22 protein-coding genes and 1 riboswitch are annotated in these 20,784 nt (G+C 70.1%); of the genes, 14 read left to right on the top strand and 8 right to left on the bottom strand.

The genetic code is table 11. The features are described from left to right. Window positions 1–70: 70 nt before the first annotated feature. The 6 genes from AOJ26_RS05185 to gcvT all read right to left on the bottom strand — a co-directional run bounded on the left by AOJ26_RS05185 (window position 71) and on the right by gcvT (window position 5,663). Window positions 71–613 (bottom strand): MOSC domain-containing protein, encoded by a 543-nt coding sequence (locus tag AOJ26_RS05185; RefSeq protein WP_053846969.1) that lies wholly within the window; start codon window positions 611–613, stop codon window positions 71–73. Window positions 614–640: 27 nt separating this feature from the next. Then, a complete protein-coding gene (locus tag AOJ26_RS05180; protein WP_007384827.1) occupies window positions 641–1,198 on the bottom strand; it encodes a glycoside hydrolase family 25 protein in 558 nt (185 codons plus the stop codon). A 155-nt stretch (window positions 1,199–1,353) separates the two neighbouring features. After that, window positions 1,354–2,721, bottom strand: a complete 1,368-nt coding sequence (locus tag AOJ26_RS05175; protein WP_053846968.1) for an L-serine ammonia-lyase — start codon at window positions 2,719–2,721, stop codon at window positions 1,354–1,356. Window positions 2,722–2,777: 56 nt separating this feature from the next. Further along, window positions 2,778–4,058 carry a serine hydroxymethyltransferase gene (gene glyA / locus AOJ26_RS05170; protein WP_053846967.1) on the bottom strand — a complete coding sequence of 427 codons (1,281 nt, stop codon included), beginning with the start codon at window positions 4,056–4,058 and terminating at the stop codon, window positions 2,778–2,780. Between the two features lie 14 nt (window positions 4,059–4,072). Next, window positions 4,073–4,450 carry a glycine cleavage system protein GcvH gene (gcvH, locus tag AOJ26_RS05165; protein ID WP_053846966.1) on the bottom strand — a complete coding sequence of 126 codons (378 nt, stop codon included), beginning with the start codon at window positions 4,448–4,450 and terminating at the stop codon, window positions 4,073–4,075. 97 nt (window positions 4,451–4,547) lie between these two features. After that, window positions 4,548–5,663, bottom strand: coding sequence for a glycine cleavage system aminomethyltransferase GcvT (gene gcvT / locus AOJ26_RS05160; protein ID WP_053846965.1), 1,116 nt, complete (start codon window positions 5,661–5,663; stop codon window positions 4,548–4,550). A 155-nt stretch (window positions 5,664–5,818) separates the two neighbouring features. After that, a riboswitch (glycine riboswitch) is annotated at window positions 5,819–5,915 on the bottom strand. A 182-nt stretch (window positions 5,916–6,097) separates the two neighbouring features. Here gcvT and AOJ26_RS05155 point away from each other — a divergent pair. From AOJ26_RS05155 to AOJ26_RS05115, 9 genes are all read left to right on the top strand, one after another. Then, window positions 6,098–6,766, top strand: a complete 669-nt coding sequence (locus AOJ26_RS05155; RefSeq protein ID WP_053846964.1) for an AAA family ATPase — start codon at window positions 6,098–6,100, stop codon at window positions 6,764–6,766. Between the two features lie 92 nt (window positions 6,767–6,858). Beyond that, window positions 6,859–7,656 carry an enhanced serine sensitivity protein SseB gene (locus AOJ26_RS05150; protein ID WP_053846963.1) on the top strand — a complete coding sequence of 266 codons (798 nt, stop codon included), beginning with the start codon at window positions 6,859–6,861 and terminating at the stop codon, window positions 7,654–7,656. Window positions 7,657–7,812: 156 nt separating this feature from the next. Further along, complete coding sequence (locus tag AOJ26_RS05145; protein ID WP_053846962.1) at window positions 7,813–8,613, top strand: enhanced serine sensitivity protein SseB C-terminal domain-containing protein; 801 nt, start codon at window positions 7,813–7,815, stop codon at window positions 8,611–8,613. Window positions 8,614–8,948: 335 nt separating this feature from the next. Further along, a complete protein-coding gene (locus tag AOJ26_RS05140; protein ID WP_037711495.1) occupies window positions 8,949–9,947 on the top strand; it encodes an ABC transporter permease in 999 nt (332 codons plus the stop codon). 59 nt (window positions 9,948–10,006) lie between these two features. Further along, on the top strand, window positions 10,007–11,755 hold the full coding sequence (locus tag AOJ26_RS05135; RefSeq protein WP_053846970.1) for an ABC transporter substrate-binding protein: 1,749 nt from the start codon (window positions 10,007–10,009) through the stop codon (window positions 11,753–11,755). A gap of 69 nt (window positions 11,756–11,824) precedes the next feature. Continuing rightward, entirely contained in the window at window positions 11,825–12,832 is a 1,008-nt protein-coding gene (locus AOJ26_RS05130; protein WP_020139913.1) for an ABC transporter permease, read from the top strand. Further along, window positions 12,829–13,920, top strand: coding sequence for an ABC transporter ATP-binding protein (locus tag AOJ26_RS05125; protein WP_053846961.1), 1,092 nt, complete (start codon window positions 12,829–12,831; stop codon window positions 13,918–13,920). The genes AOJ26_RS05130 and AOJ26_RS05125 overlap by 4 nt, the downstream gene beginning before the upstream one ends. Continuing rightward, window positions 13,917–15,278 carry an ABC transporter ATP-binding protein gene (locus AOJ26_RS05120; protein ID WP_053846960.1) on the top strand — a complete coding sequence of 454 codons (1,362 nt, stop codon included), beginning with the start codon at window positions 13,917–13,919 and terminating at the stop codon, window positions 15,276–15,278. The genes AOJ26_RS05125 and AOJ26_RS05120 overlap by 4 nt, the downstream gene beginning before the upstream one ends. 111 nt (window positions 15,279–15,389) lie before the next feature. After that, window positions 15,390–16,046, top strand: coding sequence for a trimeric intracellular cation channel family protein (locus AOJ26_RS05115; RefSeq protein ID WP_053846959.1), 657 nt, complete (start codon window positions 15,390–15,392; stop codon window positions 16,044–16,046). On the opposite strand, the gene AOJ26_RS05110 is transcribed toward AOJ26_RS05115, so the two are convergent. Next, window positions 15,955–17,175 (bottom strand): alpha/beta hydrolase, encoded by a 1,221-nt coding sequence (locus AOJ26_RS05110; RefSeq protein WP_053846958.1) that lies wholly within the window; start codon window positions 17,173–17,175, stop codon window positions 15,955–15,957. The two genes, AOJ26_RS05115 and AOJ26_RS05110, sit on opposite strands and share 92 nt — an antisense overlap. A 145-nt stretch (window positions 17,176–17,320) precedes the next feature. Between AOJ26_RS05110 and AOJ26_RS05105 the strand changes: the two genes are divergently transcribed. After that, complete coding sequence (locus AOJ26_RS05105; protein WP_053846957.1) at window positions 17,321–18,175, top strand: thioesterase family protein; 855 nt, start codon at window positions 17,321–17,323, stop codon at window positions 18,173–18,175. A gap of 172 nt (window positions 18,176–18,347) precedes the next feature. Next, window positions 18,348–18,740 carry a hypothetical protein gene (locus AOJ26_RS05100; protein ID WP_053846956.1) on the top strand — a complete coding sequence of 131 codons (393 nt, stop codon included), beginning with the start codon at window positions 18,348–18,350 and terminating at the stop codon, window positions 18,738–18,740. Window positions 18,741–18,753: 13 nt separating this feature from the next. On the opposite strand, the gene AOJ26_RS05095 is transcribed toward AOJ26_RS05100, so the two are convergent. Continuing rightward, on the bottom strand, window positions 18,754–19,380 hold the full coding sequence (locus AOJ26_RS05095; RefSeq protein WP_053846955.1) for a TetR family transcriptional regulator: 627 nt from the start codon (window positions 19,378–19,380) through the stop codon (window positions 18,754–18,756). A 133-nt stretch (window positions 19,381–19,513) separates the two neighbouring features. On the opposite strand from AOJ26_RS05095, the gene AOJ26_RS43760 reads away from it, so the two are divergent. The 3 genes from AOJ26_RS43760 to AOJ26_RS05085 all read left to right on the top strand — a co-directional run. Further along, window positions 19,514–19,678: a hypothetical protein gene (locus tag AOJ26_RS43760; RefSeq protein WP_086723909.1), complete on the top strand. Its 165-nt coding sequence runs from the start codon at window positions 19,514–19,516 to the stop codon at window positions 19,676–19,678. A 35-nt stretch (window positions 19,679–19,713) separates the two neighbouring features. Then, window positions 19,714–19,980, top strand: a complete 267-nt coding sequence (locus tag AOJ26_RS05090; RefSeq protein WP_053846954.1) for a hypothetical protein — start codon at window positions 19,714–19,716, stop codon at window positions 19,978–19,980. 65 nt (window positions 19,981–20,045) lie between these two features. Further along, window positions 20,046–20,784, top strand: a 739-nt coding sequence (locus AOJ26_RS05085) for a cysteine desulfurase family protein (RefSeq protein WP_159044212.1), incomplete at its 3' end; no start/stop codon positions are given.

Raw genomic sequence — 20,784 nt, 5'->3', positions numbered from 1 at the left:
CCATGGCCGTCAGGTACGCGGAGGGGGCGGCGGAGATCCTGCGCGCGGAGCTGGAGGATCCGTTCGCGGGCTAGACGATGTCGAGCGGCCGGTGCGGACCGCCGGGCAGCTCCACGCCCACGGCGTCCCCGGCCCGCACCGCACCCCCGCGGACCACGACGCTCATGATCCCGGACCTGAACAGCGCCCGCCCGTCCTCGTCGCGGCCCACGACCCGCTTCAGCAGCCCCTTCCGGAACCGGTCGATCTGCGCGCACGGGTTCCGCAGGCCGGTCACCTCGACGACGGCCTCCTCGCCCAGGTGCAGCAGGGTCCCCACCGGCAGCCCCAGAAGGTCGACCCCGCGTGTCGTGACGTTCTCCCCGAGCTCCCCGGCGCCCACCTCGAAGCCGGCCTCACGCAGCTCGTCGAACAGCTCCTCGTGCATCAGGTGCACCTGCCGGAGGTTCGGCTGCGAGGGGTCCTTCCGCATCCGGAAACGGTGCTTCACCGTCGCCCCGCCGTGGACGTCCCCCTCCACACCGAACCCGGCGAGCAGTGTGATGCTCTCGCGGTTCGGCTTGCTGAAGGAGTACGTGCCGTTGCTGCTGACCGCAGTGATCGTCCCACCCATGCCCGAAGCCTAAGGGTGACCGCGGGATCAGGCGTCGGCCGCCCACTCCCGCAGGGCCGCCTTGCTCGCGAAGTCGGCGACGTTCTTGTCCACGGGGTCGTCGGTGTACTGGTGGAAGCGCCACTTGGCCTTGATGCGCGGCTTGCCGGCCGTGACGTAGTCGGCGATCCAGAGCCCGTCACCGGCGTACGACGTGGTGTCGACGTTCAGCCAGTAGTGCCGGTTCGTGTAGAGGACGACCCGGTTGTTCGGCCGGAGCTGGCGCACCTTGCGGATGAAGGAGTCCTTCTCCGCGTTGCTCGCGTGGGTGCCGTCGCCCGTGGTCTCCCAGTCGACCGCGAGGATGTCGCCGCCCTTCTCGGGGGCGTGCTTGACGAAGTACTCGGCCTGGGCGGTGAGGTTGCCGGGCCAGAGGAAGTGGTAGAAGCCGACGACCAGTCCGGCGTCGCGGGCGTGCTTGGTCTGCGCCGAGAGCTTCGGGTTGGTGTAGGAGCGGCCCTCCGTCGCCTTGATGAAGACGAAGGAGAGACCCTCGGTGCTGAAGGCGGAGGACTGGTACGCGCTGACATCGATGCCGCGGAGCATGTGGGGGCTCCTTGAAGTGAGAGTGGGGGAACGGGAGTTGATGATGCCCCACCTGCCTGCCGCAGGAACCCCGATCGGACTAATGCGGCGGACGCGCCGTACAGGTCCGTGATGCCTGGAGTGAGGTGAAAGCTCACTCCTGCTCCCCGTGACGCTCAGCACTCGATGATGTTCACCGCCAGCCCGCCCCGGGCCGTCTCCTTGTACTTCACGCTCATGTCCGCGCCCGTGTCCTTCATCGTCTTGATGACCTTGTCGAGGGACACCATGTGGGAGCCGTCCCCGCGCAGCGCCATCTTCGCCGCCGTGACCGCCTTCACCGCGGCCATGCCGTTGCGCTCGATGCAGGGGATCTGGACCAGGCCGCCGACCGGGTCGCAGGTGAGGCCGAGGTTGTGCTCCATGCCGATCTCGGCGGCGTTCTCGACCTGTTCGGGGGAGCCGCCGAGGACCTCGGCGAGGGCGCCCGCGGCCATCGAGCAGGCCGAGCCGACCTCGCCCTGGCAGCCGACCTCGGCACCGGAGATGGACGCGTTCTCCTTGAAGAGCATGCCGATGGCGCCCGCGGCGAGCAGGAAGCGGACCACGCCGTCCTCGTCCGCGCCGGGCACGAAGTTCATGTAGTAGTGCAGGACCGCGGGGATGATGCCGGCCGCGCCGTTCGTCGGGGCCGTCACCACCCGGCCGCCGGCCGCGTTCTCCTCGTTGACCGCCATCGCGTACAGCGTGATCCACTCCATGGAGTAGGCCAACGCGTCGCCCTCCGCCCGCAGTTGACGGGCCGTCATGGCGGCTCGCCGGCGCACCCGCAGACCGCCGGGCAGGATGCCCTCCTGCGACATGCCCCGGGACACGCAGGACTGCATCACGCGCCAGATCTCCAGCAGCCCGGCCCGGATCTCGTCCTCCGTGCGCCAGGCGCGCTCGTTCTCCAGCATCAGGGAGGAGATCGACAGGCCGGTCTCCTTGGTCAGGCGCAGCAGCTCGTCACCCGTGCGGAAGGGGTACTTCAGCACCGTGTCGTCGAGCTTGATGCGGTCCTCGCCGACCGCGTCCTCGTCCACGACGAAGCCGCCGCCGACCGAGTAGTACGTCTTCGACAGCAGTTCCGCGCCCGAGGCGTCGTACGCCCACACCGTCATGCCGTTCGCGTGGTACGGCAGCGCCTTGCGCCGGTGCAGCACCAGGTCGTCGTCGAAGGAGAAGGAGATCTCGTGCTCGCCGAGCAGCTTCAGCAGGCCCGCGGCCTTGATCTCCGCCACCCTGTCGTCCGCGCCCTCCACGTCGACCGTGCGAGGAGACGCCCCCTCCAGGCCGAGCAGCACCGCCTTCGGGGTGCCGTGACCGTGGCCGGTCGCGCCGAGGGAGCCGTACAGCTCGCAGCGGACCGAGGCGACGGCCGGCAGCAGGCCCTCGTTGCGCAGGCGGCGGGCGAACATGCGGGCCGCGCGCATCGGGCCGACCGTGTGGGAGCTCGACGGGCCGATGCCGATCGAGAACAGGTCGAAGACCGAGATGGCCACGGGAACTCCTTCAAAAAGGGTGGGGGCACGCGTCGTCGGGTGCCCCCACCGTGGAACTACTTGCTCAGGCCGGGGTACAGCGGGTGCTTGTCCGCCAGCGCCGCGACCCGGGCCTTGAGGGTCTCGACGTCGGCCGCCCCGAAGGGAGAGGGCGCCTTCAGCGTCTCGGCGATCACGTCCGCGACCTCGGCGAAGTCCTCGGCCGTGAAGCCGCGGGTGGCCAGGGCGGGTGTGCCGATCCGCAGCCCCGACGTCACCATCGGCGGGCGCGGGTCGTTCGGGACGGCGTTGCGGTTGACCGTGATGCCGACCTCGTGGAGACGGTCCTCGGCCTGCTTGCCGTCCAGCTCGGACTCGCGCAGGTCGACGAGGATGAGGTGGACGTCGGTGCCGCCGGAGAGCACGTTGACCCCGGCCTCCCGGGCGTCGTCGGCCGTCAGGCGCTCGGCGAGGATGCGCGCGCCTTCCACGGTACGCCGCTGGCGCTCCTTGAACTCCTCCGAGGCCGCGACCTTGAAGGACACCGCCTTCGCCGCGATCACGTGCTCCAGGGGGCCGCCCTGGAAGCCCGGGAACACGGACGAGTTCAGCTTCTTCGCGAACTCCTGCCTGGCGAGGATGATGCCGCCGCGCGGGCCGCCCAGCGTCTTGTGGGTGGTGGAGGTGACCACGTCCGCGTGCTCGACGGGGTTCGGGTGCAGCCCTGCCGCCACCAGGCCGGCGAAGTGGGCCATGTCGACCCACAGGTACGCCTCGACCTCGTCGGCGATCCGGCGGAACTCCGCGAAGTCGAGCTGCCGCGGGTACGCGGACCAGCCCGCGATGATCACCTTGGGCCGGTGCTCCTTGGCGAGCTTCTCCAGCTCGGCCATGTCGACCAGGCCGGTCGCCGGGTCCACGTGGTAGGCGACCACGTCGAACTGCTTGCCGGAGAAGTTCAGCCGCATCCCGTGGGTCAGGTGACCCCCGTGCGCCAGGTCCAGGCCCAGGATGGTGTCGCCGGGCTGGGCCAGCGCGAACAGCGCGGCCTGGTTCGCGGAGGCTCCGGAGTGGGGCTGGACGTTGGCGTACTCGGCGCCGAACAGCTCCTTGAGCCGGTCGATCGCGATCTGCTCGGCCACGTCGACGTGCTCGCAGCCGCCGTAGTAGCGGCGGCCCGGGTAGCCCTCGGCGTACTTGTTGGTGAGGACCGAGCCCTGCGCCTCCATGACCGCGAGCGGAGCGAAGTTCTCCGAGGCGATCATCTCGAGCGTGGACTGCTGCCGGTCCAGCTCGGCGTCGACCGCGGCGGCGATCTCCGGGTCGAGCTCGTGCAGGGGCGTGTTCAGTGCGGACATCAGGTGCGGACTCCTCAGCCGGCGGAAAAGGCGGTGTACTCGTCGGCGGAGAGCAGGTCGGCCGGCTCCTCCGTGACGCGTACCTTGAACAGCCAGCCGCCCTCGAAGGGGGCGGAGTTCACCAGCGCCGGGTCGCTGACGACGTCCTCGTTGACCTCGGTGACCTCACCGGAGACGGGGGAGTACAGGTCGGAGACCGACTTGGTCGACTCCAGCTCGCCGCAGGTCTCGCCCGCGGTCACCGTGTCACCGACCTCCGGGAGCTGGACGAAGACGACATCGCCGAGCGCGTTGGCCGCGTGCTCCGTGATGCCGACCGTCGAGACGCCGTCCTCGGCGCCCGACAGCCACTCGTGCTCCTTGCTGTAGCGAAGCTGCTGGGGGTTGCTCATGGCCTGAATTCTCCTGTACGCGGGGAAGTGCTGGTGAATGGGGGACTGCGGAAGGCGTGCGTGAGCGACGGCTCCGTGCTCAGCATCACCTGTGCGGCTACTTCTGGCGCTTGTAGAACGGCAGCGCCACGACCTCGTACGGCTCGTGGCTGCCCCGGATGTCCACGGCGACACCCGTCGTGCCCGGCGCGGCGTACATGGCGTCGACGTACGCCATCGCGATCGGCTTGCCCAGCGTGGGGGAGGGCGCGCCGGAGGTGACCTCGCCGACCACCTTGCCCTCGGCGACGACGGCGTACCCGGCGCGGGGGACCCGGCGGCCCTCGGCGATCAGGCCGACCAGGACGGGCGGCTCGTGGTTGGCGTTCTCCGCGGCCTCGCGCAGGGCCGCGCGGCCCACGAAGTCGCCCTCCTTGTCGAACTTCACCACGCGTCCGAGCCCGGCGTCGAAGGGCGTCAGCTTCCGCGAGAGCTCGTGCCCGTACAGCGGCATGCCCGCCTCCAGGCGCAGGGTGTCCCGGCAGGACAGCCCGCAGGGGACGAGCCCGACGCCCTCGCCCGCCTTGGTCAGCGCCTGCCACAGCTCGACCGCGTGCTCGGGCTTCACGAACAGCTCGAAGCCGTCCTCGCCGGTGTACCCGGTGCGTGCGATCAGCGCGGGCACCCCGGCGACCGTGCCCGGCAGACCGGCGTAGTACTTGAGGCCGTCCAGGTCCGCGTCGGTCAGGGACGCGAGGATCCCGGGCGACTCCGGCCCCTGTACGGCGATCAGGGCGTAGGCGTCCCGGTCGTCGCGCACCTCGGCGTCGAAGCCGGCCGCGCGCTCGGTCAGGGCGTCCAGGACGACCTGGGCGTTGGAGGCGTTGGCGACCACCATGTACTCGGTCTCGCCGAGCCGGTAGACGATCAGGTCGTCCAGGATGCCGCCGTCCTCCTGGCAGATCATGGTGTAGCGGGCCCGGCCGACACCGACCGAGGCGATGTTGCCGACGAGGGCGAAGTTCAGCAGCGCGGCGGCCTGCGGTCCGGTCACGGTGATCTCGCCCATGTGGGAGAGGTCGAAGAGCCCGGCCCTCGAGCGGACCGCGAGGTGTTCGTCGCGCTCGGAGCCGTACCGCAGGGGCATGTCCCAGCCGGCGAAGTCGGTCATCGTGGCACCGAGGGAGCGATGCAGGGCATCGAGCGCGGTGAGACGGAGTTCAGAACTGCTCATCGGACGGTCGTCTCCAAGGATCCCAGGACATGGGTGTGACGGGCGAGGTATTCCTCCCCATCTGTCATCGGAACCTGAGAGGTTCGCCATGAACGACATGGCTTGCACCTTGGGTGGGGCCGCCTTCGAGGCGGCGGCCCGCTTTTCAGATGTGCCTCGCCCGCGCGGTAACGGGGCCTGAGAGATTCAAGGGAGGGACTTGCTCCTTCGGCGCCCGGGTACACGTACCCGGAACTCTCCCGCGCGGATTCAAGCGGCCGGTATGCAGTTGGCGCGGACATCATTGCACGCCTCGGATGCCGACGGCAGGGCCGCGTCCGACCCCTCTCTCTGTAACCGGCTTGTGGCGGTACGCGTACAGAAACGCGAGAGATCATCCATTACCTTCTCTTTACGCTCGGTGGGGAGGGGAACCCCGACCCCGGAGGAGGACGATGACGGTGAACAGGACCAGGGCGTACGCGACGACCTCGGGGCTCGCGCTGCCGGAGCAGTCCGCGGCCCCTGCCGTCGAGGCGCTGGGCGCCCGCCCGGTCGTCCGTGACCTGCGCGACCGCGCCGGCCGCAGTCCGCACGCCCTGCTCTTCGGCCCGGGGGACCTCGTCGTCATCACCGGCCTGCCCGGCAGCGGCAAGTCCACCCTGATGAAGCGCGCGGTCAAGGGGGTCCGGATCGACTCCCAGGACACCCGCGACCGCTGGGACGCCAAGCTGTCCCGCTTGCTTCCCTACGCCGTCTACCGCCCCCTGGTCCGGCTCGCGCACTACGCCGGACTGCGCCGGGCCCTGCGCTCCGGCGAGGGGGTCGTGGTGCACGACTGCGGGACGCAGGCCTGGGTCCGGCGCTGGCTGGCCCGCGAGGCCCGGCGCCGGGGCGCCGCCCTGCACCTGCTGCTGCTCGACGTCACGGCGGACACCGCGCTGGAGGGCCAGCGCGAGCGCGGCCGGGGCGTCTCGCGGTACGCCTTCCGGCGGCACCGGGGCGCCGCCGCCCGGCTGATCCGCTCCGTGGAGCGGGGCGATCTGCCCCAGGGCTGCGGCTCGGCGGTGCTGATCGACCGGGACGCGGCGGACGTGCTGCGTCGGATCGGGTTCACCGGCTGAGGCGTGCGCTCTCCCGGGCCGGACCACCCGCGTGTCGCACCCGCTAGCCTTTCAGCCACATCAACAGCGGTTCACAGCAGGCGGTCAGACAGATGGACTTCCCGGCGGATCTTCCCGCGGACTTCCCAGGGCAGGCGCACCCGCACCCCCATCCGCACGGCGGATGGCCCGGCAACGAGCTGGAGGAGGTGCTCTCGGCCTCCCTCGGCGTGCCCTCGGCGGGCGGCCGGATCATCGAGGTGCTCGGCCGCAGCTTCGTCTGGATCCCCCTGCCGAACGGCGGCGGCCCGCACAGCGGCCCCCTCGACCTGCCCACCCTGGAGATCGAGGGCCAGGCGTTCGTCCCGGTGTTCAGCTCCGAGGAGCAGTTCCGCCAGGTCGTCGGCAGCCATCTGTCGTACACCATCGCCCCGGCGGTCGAGTTCGCCCGCGGTCTGCCCCCGCACGTGGGCATCGCGGTGAACCCCGACGGCGTGGTCGGCGTGCCCCTCCCGCCCGCCGCCGTCGCCGACCTGTGCCGGGTGGGCCGCACCCCGCTGGACGGGCCCAACACCGGCGGCCGGGTCAAGCTCTACGAGCCGGACTGGCAGGACGACCCGGTCGACTTCCTGGCCGCCGCGTCCGCCGAGTTCGCGGCCACGGGAGTGGTCCTGACGGCCCGTCGCTGCCTGGCCGCCATCGAGACCGCCGACCCGGTCATGTTCGTGGGCGTGGAACTCTCCCAGTGGGAGGGCGACCTGCGCACCCTGCCGATGGACGCCCTCGGCCGGGCCCTCGGGCGGACCCCGGTGCCGTGGCTGGTCAACCTGGTCCTGCTGGACGTGGCGGACGACCCGGTGGGCCACTGGATGCGAGGCCAGGTACGGCCCTTCTACACGCAGGGGACCTGACTGCCCAGGGGCGCGGGGCTGTGCCGATGTGCGGCTCCGCCGCGTGGGCGCGATCAGCCCCCACGACCCGCGGTCGCACACGGCAGCAGGAGCCGCGCTGTTGGGCGCTTAAGCTGGTTTCATACTCGGGGCAACTTCCAAGAAGGGCGATACGACGTGAGCGCCAGCGGCACGGGCACCGCGACCGGCACGGTCGAGCACATGCTGCGCCAGGTGACCCCCGGGCGCTACGACGCGTACGAGGCACTGCTGCGCGCCCTCGCGACGCCGAACAACGGCCAGATCTGGATGCTCCTGTGGCACGGCCAGGCGGGCTCCCCGGACGCCCAGTACGGGAACATGGAGGTCGACGGCTACGGCTACGCCCCCTGTGTGACCTCGGCGCAGGAGCTGAGCGCCAGCGGCTGGAACCGTTCGTACGAAGTGGTCGACGGCATCGACGTGGCCCGCACGCTCTACCCCGACCACTACGGGCTCTGGCTCAACCCGCACGCCCCCGGCGGCGGGGTCGGCATCCCCTGGCTCGACCTGCGCCGCATCGCGACCGGCCTGGAGCGCCAGCCGGCCGGTCCGCTCCGGCTGTCCGAACCCGGCATCGAGGTCCCCCAGTTCTACGCCCTGCTCGTGCAGAACGCCCACCGCACCCCGGCGGTCCGCTCGCTGCGCCGCGCCTGGGTCCAGCCCGCGCTCGGGGCGCCGTACCTCGCCATCGGTCTGGACGTGTACGACACCAGCCCCTCGGCCGTGGACTCGGTGCGCGCGATGATGCAGCAGTCCATCGGCGCCGTCCCGGAGGGGCTGCCGGTGTCGACGGTGGCGATGTCCGACGAGTACGACCCGGTGGCGCTGTGGATGCGCGCCGGTGCCCGTCCGTTCTACGACCGCGAGGCCCACGGATCGCCCGCCCAGGCGCCGGCCTCCGGGTACGGCTACCCGCCGGTCCGCGGTGGTTACTGAGAGCGACGGCAACCCGTTCGGCTCGTTTGCGTAACAGCCCCGTTTCTTCGCGCGTAGATGGCGGAGGATTGTCCCGAACGTCGCTTATTGTGCCGTTCTGTCCCAACTGACATACGTCCGAGGGGCGTTACCCGTTGTTCGGATAACGGAATCCCTCGTACTGCATCACGGTTACGCATACTTTCTTCGCCAGGCCTGGCGGGTGATCGCAGCGAAGCTGAAGACTCCCCAGGCAGACGCAGGATCAGACGTTCCTGCGAGCTGAGCAAGTCGACAAAGCCGTAATCCACGGCAGGTGTAGGCCGGTCACCACCGGCGAGAGGGGTCGGGTCACTGTGACCGCACCGATCGAGACCACCGGGGCGCAGGCCGAGGCGCAGCCGGAGGCTGTCCTTGCCGGCGCCGGCAAGGGGCAGATCGAGGGCCGTTCCCTGGGGCAGATCGCCTGGTCCCGGTTCAAGAGGGACAAGGTGGCGGTCGCCGGCGGTGTGATCGTCATCCTGCTGATCCTGGTCGCGGTGCTGTCCCGGCCCATCCAGGCCCTGTTCGGCCTGGACCCGAACGCCCTGCACCAGGACCTGATCGACCCCAACACCTCCCTCCCCAAGGGCGCCTGGGGCGGCATGAGCTGGGACCACCCGCTCGGTGTCGAGCCGAAGTTCGGCCGCGACATCGCCACCCGCATCCTCGAGGGCTCCTGGGTCTCGCTGGTCGTCGCCTTCGGCGCCACGATCCTGTCCAACACGATCGGCGCCGTGCTCGGCGTCGTCGCCGGCTACTACGGCGGCCGGGTCGACACGATCATCAGCCGGCTGATGGACACCTTCCTGGCGTTCCCGCTGCTGCTCTTCGCCATCGCCATCTCGGCCACCCTGCAGGGCGGTGCCTTCGGGCTGGAGGGCCTGCCGCTGCACATCAGCGTGCTGATCTTCATCATCGGCTTCTTCAACTGGCCCTACCTGGGCCGCATCGTGCGCGGTCAGACACTGGCCCTGCGCGAGCGGGAGTTCGTCGACGCCTCGCGAGGGATGGGGGCCAAGGGCCCTTACATCCTCTTCCGGGAGCTGCTGCCGAACCTCGTCGGCCCGATCATCGTCTACTCGACGCTGCTCATCCCGACCAACATCCTCTTCGAGGCGTCCCTCAGTTTCCTCGGCGTCGGCATCCAGCCTCCGCAGGCGTCCTGGGGCGGCATGATCAACCAGGCGGTCGACTACTACCAGGTCGACCCCCAGTTCATGATCGTGCCTGGTCTGGCCATCTTCGTGACCGTCCTTGCGTTCAACCTGCTCGGTGACGGTCTCCGCGACGCTCTCGACCCGCGCAGCCGCTGATCTGCGGCCGCGGTGAGAGTCCACAAGATTTCCGACAATTGAAGGGGAAGCAGACCATCATGCGAAGGTCAGCGCTGGCCGCAGTGGCGGCCATCGGCAGTGCGAGCCTGTTGCTCTCGGCTTGCAGCAAGGCCGATGACAACGGTGGAGACGAAAACAAGTCGGCTGGGGCCAACGCAGCGACCAAGGGTGTCGTCAACGCCTCCACCCAGAAGGGTGGGACGGTCACGTACGAGTACTCCGACGTCCCGGACTCCTTCGACCCCGGCAACACGTACTACGCCTACATGTACAACCTCAGCAGGCTCTACGCCCGCCCGCTGATGACCTTCGCGCCCGGTGCGGGCGAGGAGGGCAACAAGCTGGTCCCGGACCTCGCCGAGAGCGCCGGCCAGCCGAGCGACGGCGGCAAGACCTGGACGTACAAGATCCGTTCCGGCCTGAAGTACCAGGACGGCACGCCGATCACCTCGAAGGACGTCAAGTACGCCGTCGAGCGCTCGAACTTCGCGCGTGACGTGCTCTCCCTCGGCCCGAACTACTTCCAGCAGTTCCTCCAGGGCGGCGACAAGTACAAGGGCCCCTACAAGGACAAGAGCGCCGAGGGCCTGAAGTCCATCGAGACGCCGGACGACAACACGATCGTCTTCAAGCTCAACCGCGCCTTCCAGGAGTTCGACTACCTGGTCGCCACGCCGCAGACGGCCCCCGTGCCGCAGTCCAAGGACACCGGCGTCGACTACGTCAAGAGCATCGTCTCCTCCGGCTCCTACAAGTTCCAGAGTTACAAGGAGGGCCAGCAGGCCGTCCTCGTGCGCAACGAGAACTGGGACGCGAAGACCGACCCGCTGCGCAAGCAGTACCCGGACAAGATCGTCGTCAAGCTGAAGGTCAACGCCGAGACGATCGACCAGGACGTCCAGGCCGGCGACGCGATCGACCTCGGCGGTACCGGTGTCCAGGCCGCGACCCAGGCCAAGGTCGTCAACGACGCCAACCTGAAGTCGAACACGGACAACACCTACGGTGGCCGCCTGGTCTACATGGCGATCAACACCCAGGTCGCGCCGTTCGACAAGGTCGAGTGCCGCAAGGCCGTCCAGTTCGCCATCGACAAGGTCTCCGTGCAGACCGCCGAGGGCGGCCCGATCCGCGGTGACATCGCCACCACCGTCCTGCCGCCGGACATCCCGGGCTACGAGAAGGCGGACGTCTACGCGACCACCGGCAACAAGGGCGACGCGGCCAAGGCCAAGGAGCAGCTGAAGGCCTGCGGCAAGTCGAGCATCAACACCAACATCTCGGCCCGCAGCGACCGTCCGCAGGAGATCGACGCGGCCACCGCGATCATCGCCTCGCTGAAGAAGGTCGGCATCAACGCCAGCCTGAAGCAGTACCCGTCGGGCAAGTACTTCACCGACTACGCCGGTGTGCCGACCTTCGACAAGAAGCAGAACATCGGTCTGCACATGATGCAGTGGGGTGCTGACTGGCCCTCCGGCTACGGCTTCCTGCAGCAGATCCTGCACGGTGACGCGATCGGTGCCTCCGGCAACACCAACCTCTCGTACCTGAACGACAAGCAGATCAACGAGATGCTGGAGAAGGCCATCGCCACCGAGGACGACACGGCGCGCAACGCCCTGTACGCCCAGATCGACAAGCGTGCGATGGACCTGTCGGCGCTGGTCCCGCTGACCTACTTCAAGGTCCTGCTGTACCGCCCGGCCGGCTTCACCAACCTGGTGTCCACGGCGGCCTTCAGCGGTCAGTACGACTACCTCAACATCGGCACGACCAAGAAGTAGCCCCGGAAGGCAGGTGAAGGCATTGGTGCCCGTGGGCTTCGCGGCCCACGGGCACCAGCGCCGGTCCCCGTGATCTCGTACATCCTCCGTCGGACGTTCGCGGCAGTGATCCTGCTGTTGGTCGTCACCGCGGTCACCTTCGCGATCTTCTTCCTGCTGCCGCGGATGGCCGGCCAGACCGCCGACCAGCTCGCGCAGCAGTACCTGGGCAAGAGCCCGTCGAAGGCCGACATCCTCGCGGTCAAGCAGAACCTGGGTCTGGACGACCCGCTGTACCTGCAGTACTGGCACTTCATCAAGGGTGTCGTGTCCGGGGCCACCTACAACCTGGGTCCCACGACCGCGCACTGCGACGCGCCGTGCTTCGGCTACTCCTTCAAGACCCACGAGGCGGTCTGGCCGCAGCTCACCTCGCGCATCCCGGTGACCGCGTCGCTGGCCCTCGGTGCCGCCGTGCTGTGGCTGGTCTCCGGCGTGGTGATCGGTGTGATCTCCGCGCTCAAGCCCGGCAGCTTCTTCGACCGCAGCTTCATGGGCGTCGCGCTCGCCGGTGTCTCGCTGCCCATGTTCTTCACGGGCAACCTGGCGCTGCTGCTCTTCACCTACCAGTGGCCCATCTTCGGCCGCACCTATGTGCCGTTCACGGAGAACCCGGCCCAGTGGGCCAACACCCTCTTCCCGGCCTGGTGCTCGCTCGCTCTGCTGTACTCCGCCATCTACGCCCGGCTGACCCGTTCGGGCATGCTGGAGACGATGAACGAGGACTTCATCCGCACGGCCCGCGCCAAGGGCCTGCGCGAGCGCAACGTGGTCGGCCGGCACGGCCTCAGGGCCGCCCTGACGCCGATCATCACCGTGTTCGGCATGGACCTGGGTCTGCTGCTCGGCGGTGCCGTGATCACCGAGACGGTCTTCTCGCTGCCCGGCATCGGCCAGTACGCGGTCCAGGGCATCACCGACAACGACCTGCCCCCGATCCTCGGCGTCACCCTGCTGGCCGCCATCTTCGTCGTCGTAGCAAATCTCCTGGTGGACCTGTTGTACGCCGCCGCCGACCCGCGGGTGAGGCTCTCGTGACCGAACTCTCCAAGACCGGTGCCGCTCTGGGCGAGCCCGCGCCCGGCAACGCTCCCGACGCCTTCCTCGCGGTCCGCGACCTCAAGGTGCACTTCCCGACCGACGACGGACTGGTCAAGTCCGTGGACGGGCTCAGCTTCCAGGTGGAGAAGGGCAAGACCCTCTGCATCGTCGGCGAGTCCGGCTCCGGCAAGTCCGTCACCTCGCTGGCGATCATGGGCCTGCACCGGCTCGGCGCACGCGGCAAGAACGTGCAGATGTCCGGCGAGATCTGGCTGGGCGGCAAGGAGCTGGTCTCCGCCGACCCGGACGAGGTGCGCCGGCTGCGCGGCCGCGAGATGGCGATGATCTTCCAGGACCCGCTGTCCGCGATGCACCCGTACTACACGATCGGCAACCAGATCGTGGAGGCGTACCGGGTCCACCACGACGTCAACAAGAAGACCGCGCGCAAGCGGGCGATCGAGATGCTCGACCGGGTCGGCATCCCCGAGCCAGGCAAGCGCGTCGACAGCTACCCGCACGAGTTCTCCGGCGGTATGCGCCAGCGCGCGATGATCGCCATGGCGCTGGTCAACAACCCCGAACTGCTCATCGCGGACGAGCCGACGACCGCCCTCGACGTCACCGTCCAGGCGCAGATCCTCGACCTGATCCGGGACCTGCAGAAGGAGTTCGGCTCCGCGGTCGTCCTCATCACCCACGACCTGGGTGTGGTCGCCGAGATCGCCGACGACGTCCTCGTGATGTACGGCGGCCGGTGCGTGGAGCGCGGCACCGTCGACGACGTCTTCGAGCGGCCGCAGCACCCGTACACCTGGGGCCTGCTCGGTTCGATGCCACGCATCGACCGGGAGACCTCCGAGCGGCTCATCCCCGTCAAGGGCCAGCCGCCGAGCCTCATCAACGTCCCCTCGGGCTGCGCCTTCCACCCCCGCTGCCCGTACGCGGACATCCCCAAGGGCGATGTCACCCGTACCGTGCGCCCGGAGCTCCAGCAGGTCGGCGGCGGGCACTGGTCCGCGTGCCACCTCTCGCCGGAGGACCGCACGCGGATCTGGACCGAAGAGATTGCGCCGAAGCTGTGAGTGAGACGAAGAAGACGGACGCGGACGTGACGACCGCCCCCGACGAGCGCGAGGTACTGCTCAAGGTCGAGGGCCTCCAGAAGCACTTCCCGATCCGCAAGGGCGTCCTCCAGCGCCAGGTCGGCGCGGTCAAGGCGGTCGACGGCATCGACTTCGAGGTGCGCAAGGGCGAGACCCTCGGCGTGGTGGGCGAGTCGGGCTGCGGCAAGTCGACCATGGGCCGGGTCATCACCCGCCTCCAGGACCCGACCGGCGGCACGATCCACTTCGAGGGCCAGGACATCACACGGCTGAACACCGCCGGGATGCGTCCGCTGCGGCGGGACATCCAGATGATCTTCCAGGACCCGTACGGCTCGCTGAACCCCCGGCACACCATCGGCGGAATCGTCTCGGCGCCCTTCCGGCTCCAGGGCGTGGAGCCCGAGGGCGGGGTGAAGAAGGAGGTCCAGCGCCTCCTGGAGCTGGTGGGCCTGAGCCCCGAGCACTACAACCGCTACCCGCACGAGTTCTCGGGCGGTCAGCGCCAGCGCATCGGCATCGCGCGAGCGCTGGCCCTCAAGCCGAAGCTGGTGGTGGCGGACGAGCCGGTCTCGGCGCTCGACGTGTCGATCCAGGCGCAGGTCGTGAACCTGATGGACGACCTCCAGGAGGAGCTCGGCCTCACGTACGTGATCATCGCGCACGACCTGTCCGTGGTGCGGCACGTCTCGGACCGCATCGCGGTGATGTACCTCGGCAAGATCGTCGAGCTCGCCGACCGCACCTCGCTGTACGAGGCGCCGATGCACCCGTACACCAAGGCCCTGATGTCGGCGGTCCCGGTGCCGGACCCCAAGCGCCGCGGCGGCAAGTCCGAGCGCATCCTGCTGCGCGGCGACGTCCCGTCCCCGATCTCCCCGCCCTCCGGCTGCCGCTTCCACACGCGGTGCTGGAAGGCCACGGAGGTCTGCAAGACCACCGAGCCGCAGCTGGTCGAGCTGCGTCCCGGCCAGCGCGTGGCCTGCCACCACCCCGAGAACTTCGAGGACCAGGCCCCGCAGGACACCGTGCTCCTGTCGGTCGCCAAGGAGGCGGCCGAGCTGGTCGCCGAGGAGGTCCTGGCCGAGTCGGCGGAGACGTCGGCGGCGGTCGCGGCGGTGGCCGGATCCGTGCCGGGCGGCAAGGAGGCCGACGCCAAGGCCGCCGGGGAAGCGGCGGACTCGGCCGAGCAGCCGGAGCCGGAGGCCGCAGCGGACGTCGAGGCCACGGCCGCGAAGACGGGTCCGGGCGCGCGGACCGCTCCCGCGGCACCGCTGAAGACCGGCGAGTCGACCACGGAACCGGAAGCCGACCGTGAGGACCCGGCCGACAAGTAGGGCATGACGAGCAGGCCAGGTCCTGCACCCCCCCGAGCGGGAGAGCGCGGAGCAGTCCCGTCGCTCTCCCGCTCGGCGCATCCCGCAACAGGCCGTGCGGGACAATGCGGTGTGCTCCAGCAACTGTTCACGCCCTCCGTCCAGCACACGCTCGACCTCGTCGGCATCTTCGTCTTCGCCATCTCCGGCGCGCTGCTGGCCGTCCGCAAGAACTTCGACGTCTTCGGCATCGCCGTCCTCGCCGAGGTCACCGCGCTGGGCGGAGGGCTGTTCCGGGACCTGATCATCGGCGCGGTACCGCCCGCCGCCTTCACGGACCTGGGCTACTTCATCACCCCGCTGCTCGCCGCCCTCCTGGTCTTCTTCCTGCACCCGCACGTGGAGCGCATCCAGGCCGGCGTGAACGTCTTCGACGCGGCCGGTCTCGGCCTGTTCTGCGTCGCCGGGACGACGAAGGCGTACGAGTACGGGCTCGGCCTCACCCAGTCGGCGACCCTCGGCCTCGCCACCGCCGTCGGCGGGGGTGTGCTCAGGGACGTGCTCGCCAACGAGGTGCCCTCGCTGCTGCGCTGGGACCGCGACCTGTACGCGGTCCCGGCGATCGTCGGCGCCACCATGGTCGTGCTGTGCATCCGCTACGGCGCCCTCACCCCGTTCACCAGCGGGCTCGCGGCGCTCACCGCCTTCGTACTGCGCCTGCTCGCGATGCGGTTCCACTGGCGAGCTCCGCGGGCGTGGAACCGCCGGTCGACCGTGCGTGAGGAGTAGCGCCCGCCCGGCCGTGCAGCAGCCCCATCTCCTCGGTCAGCCAGCGGAAGGCCGGGACCACCTGCGGCTTCCACAGCGCCATGTTGTGGCCGCCCGCGCTCTTCGGGACGTAGACCACGTGCACGGTCGTCGGCGCCTTCGCGACCTGTTCCAGGCCCATGGCCGCCTCGTAGCCGTCGCCCGGCTGACCGGACTCGTAGAGCGCGACCGCGGGCGGGGTGCGGGCCTCGCGCAGCAGTACGTAGGGGTTGTTGGCGCGGCGCAGGGCGGGGGTCTCGGCCGCGAGGGAGTTGCGTTCGCCGATCGGGTCGTTGTAGCCGGACATGCTGACCGCGGCCCGGTAGCGGTCCGGGTGCGCGACGGCGAGCTTGGTCGCGCAGTGCCCGCCGGCCGAGTACCCGGCCACCGCCCAGCCGGCCGGACCGGACTGGGCGCGGAGGTTGTCGGTGACCATCTTGGGCACGTCGACGCTGAGCCAGGTGTCGGCGTTGACGGTGCCCGTGATGTTGGCGCACCCGGTGTCGACCCCGGCCAGCAGGTTCATGCGCGGGGCGATCAGGATGAAGGGCGCCACCCTGCCGTCCCGCATGAGCGGCTGGAGCCGGCTCACCGCGTGCAGCGAGCCGAACCAGGCCTTCGCCGAGCCCGGATAGCCGGACAGCAGCTCCACCACGGGGAACCTGTGGTGGCGGTAGGCGGGTTCGCGGTACTGCGGGGGCAGCCAGACGTAGACCTCGGCGTTCACACCCGAGACCCGGCCCTTGAGCTGGGTGACCCGTACGCCCTCCATGCCGGGCCCGGAGACCTCGGAGAAGTGCTGCTTCACCTTGGGCAGGCGTTTCAGCGAGATCCCGCCGGTGCCGTCGGCGCCCAGGTTCGCGGCCTGCTGGACGTGGTCGCCGGTGCCGAGCAGGTCGGCCCAGTTGTCGTACAGGTTGTTCTGGTTGTTGACCAGCACGAAGACGAGGGCCACGGCCGTGCCCTGGGCGAACAGCACCATCACCACGCGGGCGGCGGCGCGGGCGATCCGGGGTCCCGGCAGCCGCGACCACAGGGCCAGCGGCAGCACGACGGCGACGACGGACAGCACGATCAGCGTGTAGAGGAACGCGGTCCCGGTGAGGCTCATGTCCCTGTAGAGGGGGAGGCGGCAGCGGGGGTTTACGGACGAGTACGGACACTTACCGAGAAATTGCACGCGTCTCACCTGGCCGGCGCGAGACGGAACGGCCACAAAGCTACCGCTTAGTAGTTGCTTGTTGTAGCGTTCAGGCATGCCAGAAGCAGCCTCCGCCACGCGCGCCACGATCGGGGACAGCGAGTTCGACCGGGACACCGCGGTCACCCGCCGGGCGCCCGGCGTCTACGACATCGACCTCTCCGCGGGCTGGACGATCATCAGCGCCGTCAACGGCGGCTACCTCCTGGCGGTCCTGGGCCGCGCCCTCGCGGACGCCCTGCCGCACGCCGACCCGTTCACCGTCTCCGCGCACTACCTGACCGCGTCCCAGCCCGGACCGGCGGTGATCCGCACGGACGTCGTCCGCGCCGGCCGCACCCTCTCCACCGGCCAGGCCTCGCTCTTCCAGTACGACGACGAGGGCCGCGAGGTCGAACGCATCCGCGTCCTCGCCTCCTACGGCGACCTCGACGCCCTGCCCGACGACGTCCGTACGACGGCGAGACCGCCCGCGATCCCGCCCATGGACCAGTGCTTCGGCCCCGAGGACGGGCCGGCTCCCGTCGACGGCAGCTCCGCCATCACCGACCGGCTGATGCTCAAGCTGGACCCCTCGACGCTCGGCTGGGCCCTCGGCGCCCCGTCCGGCAAGGGCGAGATGCGGTCCTGGTTCGGCCTCGCCGACGGCCGGGACGCCGACCCCCTCTCCCTGCTCCTCGCGGTGGACGCGCTCCCGCCGACGGCCTTCGAACTCGGCCTCAAGGGCTGGGTCCCGACGGTCGAGCTCACCGTGCACGTGAGGTGCCGCCCCGCCCCGGGCCCCCTGCGGATCTCCATCACCACCCGCAACCTCGCCGGCGGCTTCCTGGAGGAGGACGCCGAGGTCTGGGACACCGCGGACCGGCTGGTCGCCCAGTCGAGGCAGCTGGCGCGGGTGCGGCTGGGCTGAGCGGCACCCCGGGCCCGGCGAGGTGAGGACGCCGAGCAGCTGAGGCTCCGTGTTCTGGCCGCGCTTCGCCTGCTGCACAGGTGAGGGACAGGCTCAACTCAACGCATACCCAGGGGGAGTTGGGAGAGTTCCCGGCCTCAGGACTTCCTCATCTTCCCTGGAGCTGTCTCTCATGAAGCGTGTGCGTCTCCTCCCCGCCGTGGCCCTGCTGGCGTTCTCGCCCCTCGCCCTGGCGGCCTGCGGCTCGGGCGGCTCGTCGTCGACCTCGGACAGCGGCACCTCGGGGCAGCAGAACTGTCTGGCCCCCAGCGGCAAGCCTTCCGGCATGCCCAGCGGCGTCCCCTCGGGTGCCCCGACGGCCGACGGGACCGCCCGGCCCTCGGGTGCGCCCGGCGGCAACCCCTCCGGCATGCCGAGCGGCGGCCCCGGCGGTGGTCAGGGCGGCCCCGGCGGCGGCATGGGCGGCTGCGGCGGACCCGGCGGCGGTGCGGGCGGCGCGGCCCCGAGCGGCGCGCCCAGCGGAGCGCCGAGCGCGGCGGCGAGCGCGGCGGCGACGCAGAGCTGACGAGCCGGGGGTCTCAATCCAGCCAGTGCTCGCGGCCGATGCCGATCAGCCGCATCTGGCGCTCGGCCACCTGGCAGACCCGGTCCCGCTCCTCCGGGGGCGCCTCCAGGGCCTCCAGGAACAGCGAGGCCGTGATCAGCATCTGGTCGACGTAGAGGTTGGCCAGCATCAGCAGGTCCTCGTCGCTCCAGCCCCCGGACACCGGGTCCTTGGCCAGCTCGTCCTTCACCTCCTGCCCGAACCGGGCCAGTTGGTCGCGGATGGCCTCCCGGACCGGCTGGACCCCGCCATGTCGCTCCCGGGCGATAAAACGGACGTGGGCGGGGTACGCGTCCACATGACCGGCGATCAGCTCGATAGCGCGCTTGATGCGTTGACCGTGGTCGTCGGCCGTGGACACCGTCGTCCGGATCATCGGGTGCAGGCTGCCCAGCGCCTCCTCGACCAGAGCCACGCCGAGGTCCGCGGTGGAGCGGAAGTGCCGGTAGAAGGCGGTCGGCGCGACCCCGACGGCACGCGTGACCTCGCGCAGGCCCAGGCTGCTCAGGCTCTGCTCCTCCAACAGGGCCAACGCCGCGTCCAGGAGCGCCTGCCGGGTCTTCTGCTTCTGTGCCTGCCGGATGCCGAGGGTGTGACTCATGTCATCCAGTTAACAACTGTTCTCCGTAATTGGAAAGCCGTACGACGCGCTAGACTCTCAAGTCAGTGAACAACTGTAACTACAACTGTTCACCCAAACGTAACGACTGCCGAACCGGAGGGGGATCCGTCCCATGCTGTTCCTCGTCGCCGCACTCATGCTGCTCGGCGTCGTCCTGGGCACCGTCGCCCACGCGCCGCTCACCTTCACCGCCGTCGCCGCCGTCGTGATCGCCGCCTGGCTGGGCATCTTCGCGCTCCGCGAGCGCCACGCCCGCCGCCGCACCCCGTCCCACTGACCGCCGCCCGACCGTCCCCAGGAGCACTGATCACCATGCAGCTCACCGCGCAGGCCAGCCGCCGGACCGGCGCCCGTGACGCCGACGGCATGGCCGTGGCGTCCTTCGTCCTCGGTCTCCTCGGCCTTCTCGTCCTCAACGTCTTCCTCGGCCCGATCGCCATCGTCCTGGCCTCGGTCGCCCTGTGGCGCGGCACCGCCCGCCGCGGCCGCGCCTACCTCGGCCTCGGACTCGGTGTGGCCGACCTGCTGGTCCTGGTGGCCTTCATGCAGTTCGACAACACGCCGTCCTGGAGCTTCTGAGGCCGTGGCACCGGCCGGTCCTGGCCTGAGGACGCGCACCCGCGACCCGTAGAATCGGCGTCACCATGGCATACCTCGACCACGCCGCGACCACCCCGATGCTCCCCGAGGCGGTCGAGGCACTCACCGCGCACCTCGGCGTCACGGGCAACGCCTCCTCCCTGCACGCCTCCGGCCGCGGGGCCCGCCGTACGGTCGAGGAATCCCGTGAGACCCTCGCGGAGGCGCTCGGCGCCCGGCCCAGCGAGATCGTCTTCACCTCCGGCGGCACGGAGGCCGACAACCTCGCCGTGAAGGGCCTGTACTGGTCCCGGCGCGACGCGGACCCCGCGAGGACGCGGGTCCTGGCCAGCCCCGTCGAGCACCACGCCGTCCTCGACGCCGTCCACTGGCTCGGCGAGCACGAGGGCGCCACCGTCGAGTACCTCCCGGTCGACAAGCACGGCCGGGTCCACCCCGACGCCCTGCGCGAGGCCATCGCCCAGAACCCCGCCGACGTCGCCCTGGCCACGGTCATGTGGGCCAACAACGAGATCGGCACCATCCTGCCGGTCCGTGAACTCGCCGACGTCGCCGCCGAGTTCGGCGTCCCGCTGCACGCCGACGCGGTCCAGGCATTCGGCCAGGTCCCGGTCGACTTCGCCGCCTCCGGCCTCGCCGCGATGACGGTCTCCGGCCACAAGATCGGCGGACCGTACGGCATCGGGGCGCTCGTCCTCGGCCGCGAGTGGACCCCCGTCCCCGTGCTGCACGGCGGCGGCCAGGAGCGCCATGTCCGCTCCGGCACCCTCGACGTCCCGGCCA

It is taken from the genome of Streptomyces sp. NRRL B-24085, assembly GCF_001282115.1.
Lineage (GTDB): Bacteria > Actinomycetota > Actinomycetes > Streptomycetales > Streptomycetaceae > Streptomyces.
Note: the sequence above shows the minus strand (reverse complement) of the source record. Positions and strands in the feature narration are given on the sequence as shown.

Coding starts and splice junctions, on each gene's coding strand:
- AOJ26_RS05185 (WP_053846969.1), bottom strand. CDS start 613: ATGGGTGGGACGATCACTGCGGTCAGCAGCAACGGCACGTACTCCTTC.
- AOJ26_RS05180 (WP_007384827.1), bottom strand. CDS start 1,198: ATGCTCCGCGGCATCGATGTCAGCGCGTACCAGTCCTCCGCCTTCAGC.
- glyA (WP_053846967.1), bottom strand. CDS start 4,058: ATGTCCGCACTGAACACGCCCCTGCACGAGCTCGACCCGGAGATCGCC.
- gcvH (WP_053846966.1), bottom strand. CDS start 4,450: ATGAGCAACCCCCAGCAGCTTCGCTACAGCAAGGAGCACGAGTGGCTG.
- gcvT (WP_053846965.1), bottom strand. CDS start 5,663: ATGAGCAGTTCTGAACTCCGTCTCACCGCGCTCGATGCCCTGCATCGC.
- AOJ26_RS05155 (WP_053846964.1), top strand. CDS start 6,098: ATGACGGTGAACAGGACCAGGGCGTACGCGACGACCTCGGGGCTCGCG.
- AOJ26_RS05150 (WP_053846963.1), top strand. CDS start 6,859: ATGGACTTCCCGGCGGATCTTCCCGCGGACTTCCCAGGGCAGGCGCAC.
- AOJ26_RS05135 (WP_053846970.1), top strand. CDS start 10,007: ATGCGAAGGTCAGCGCTGGCCGCAGTGGCGGCCATCGGCAGTGCGAGC.
- AOJ26_RS05110 (WP_053846958.1), bottom strand. CDS start 17,175: ATGAGCCTCACCGGGACCGCGTTCCTCTACACGCTGATCGTGCTGTCC.
- AOJ26_RS05105 (WP_053846957.1), top strand. CDS start 17,321: ATGCCAGAAGCAGCCTCCGCCACGCGCGCCACGATCGGGGACAGCGAG.
- AOJ26_RS05100 (WP_053846956.1), top strand. CDS start 18,348: ATGAAGCGTGTGCGTCTCCTCCCCGCCGTGGCCCTGCTGGCGTTCTCG.
- AOJ26_RS05095 (WP_053846955.1), bottom strand. CDS start 19,380: ATGAGTCACACCCTCGGCATCCGGCAGGCACAGAAGCAGAAGACCCGG.
- AOJ26_RS43760 (WP_086723909.1), top strand. CDS start 19,514: ATGCTGTTCCTCGTCGCCGCACTCATGCTGCTCGGCGTCGTCCTGGGC.
- AOJ26_RS05090 (WP_053846954.1), top strand. CDS start 19,714: ATGCAGCTCACCGCGCAGGCCAGCCGCCGGACCGGCGCCCGTGACGCC.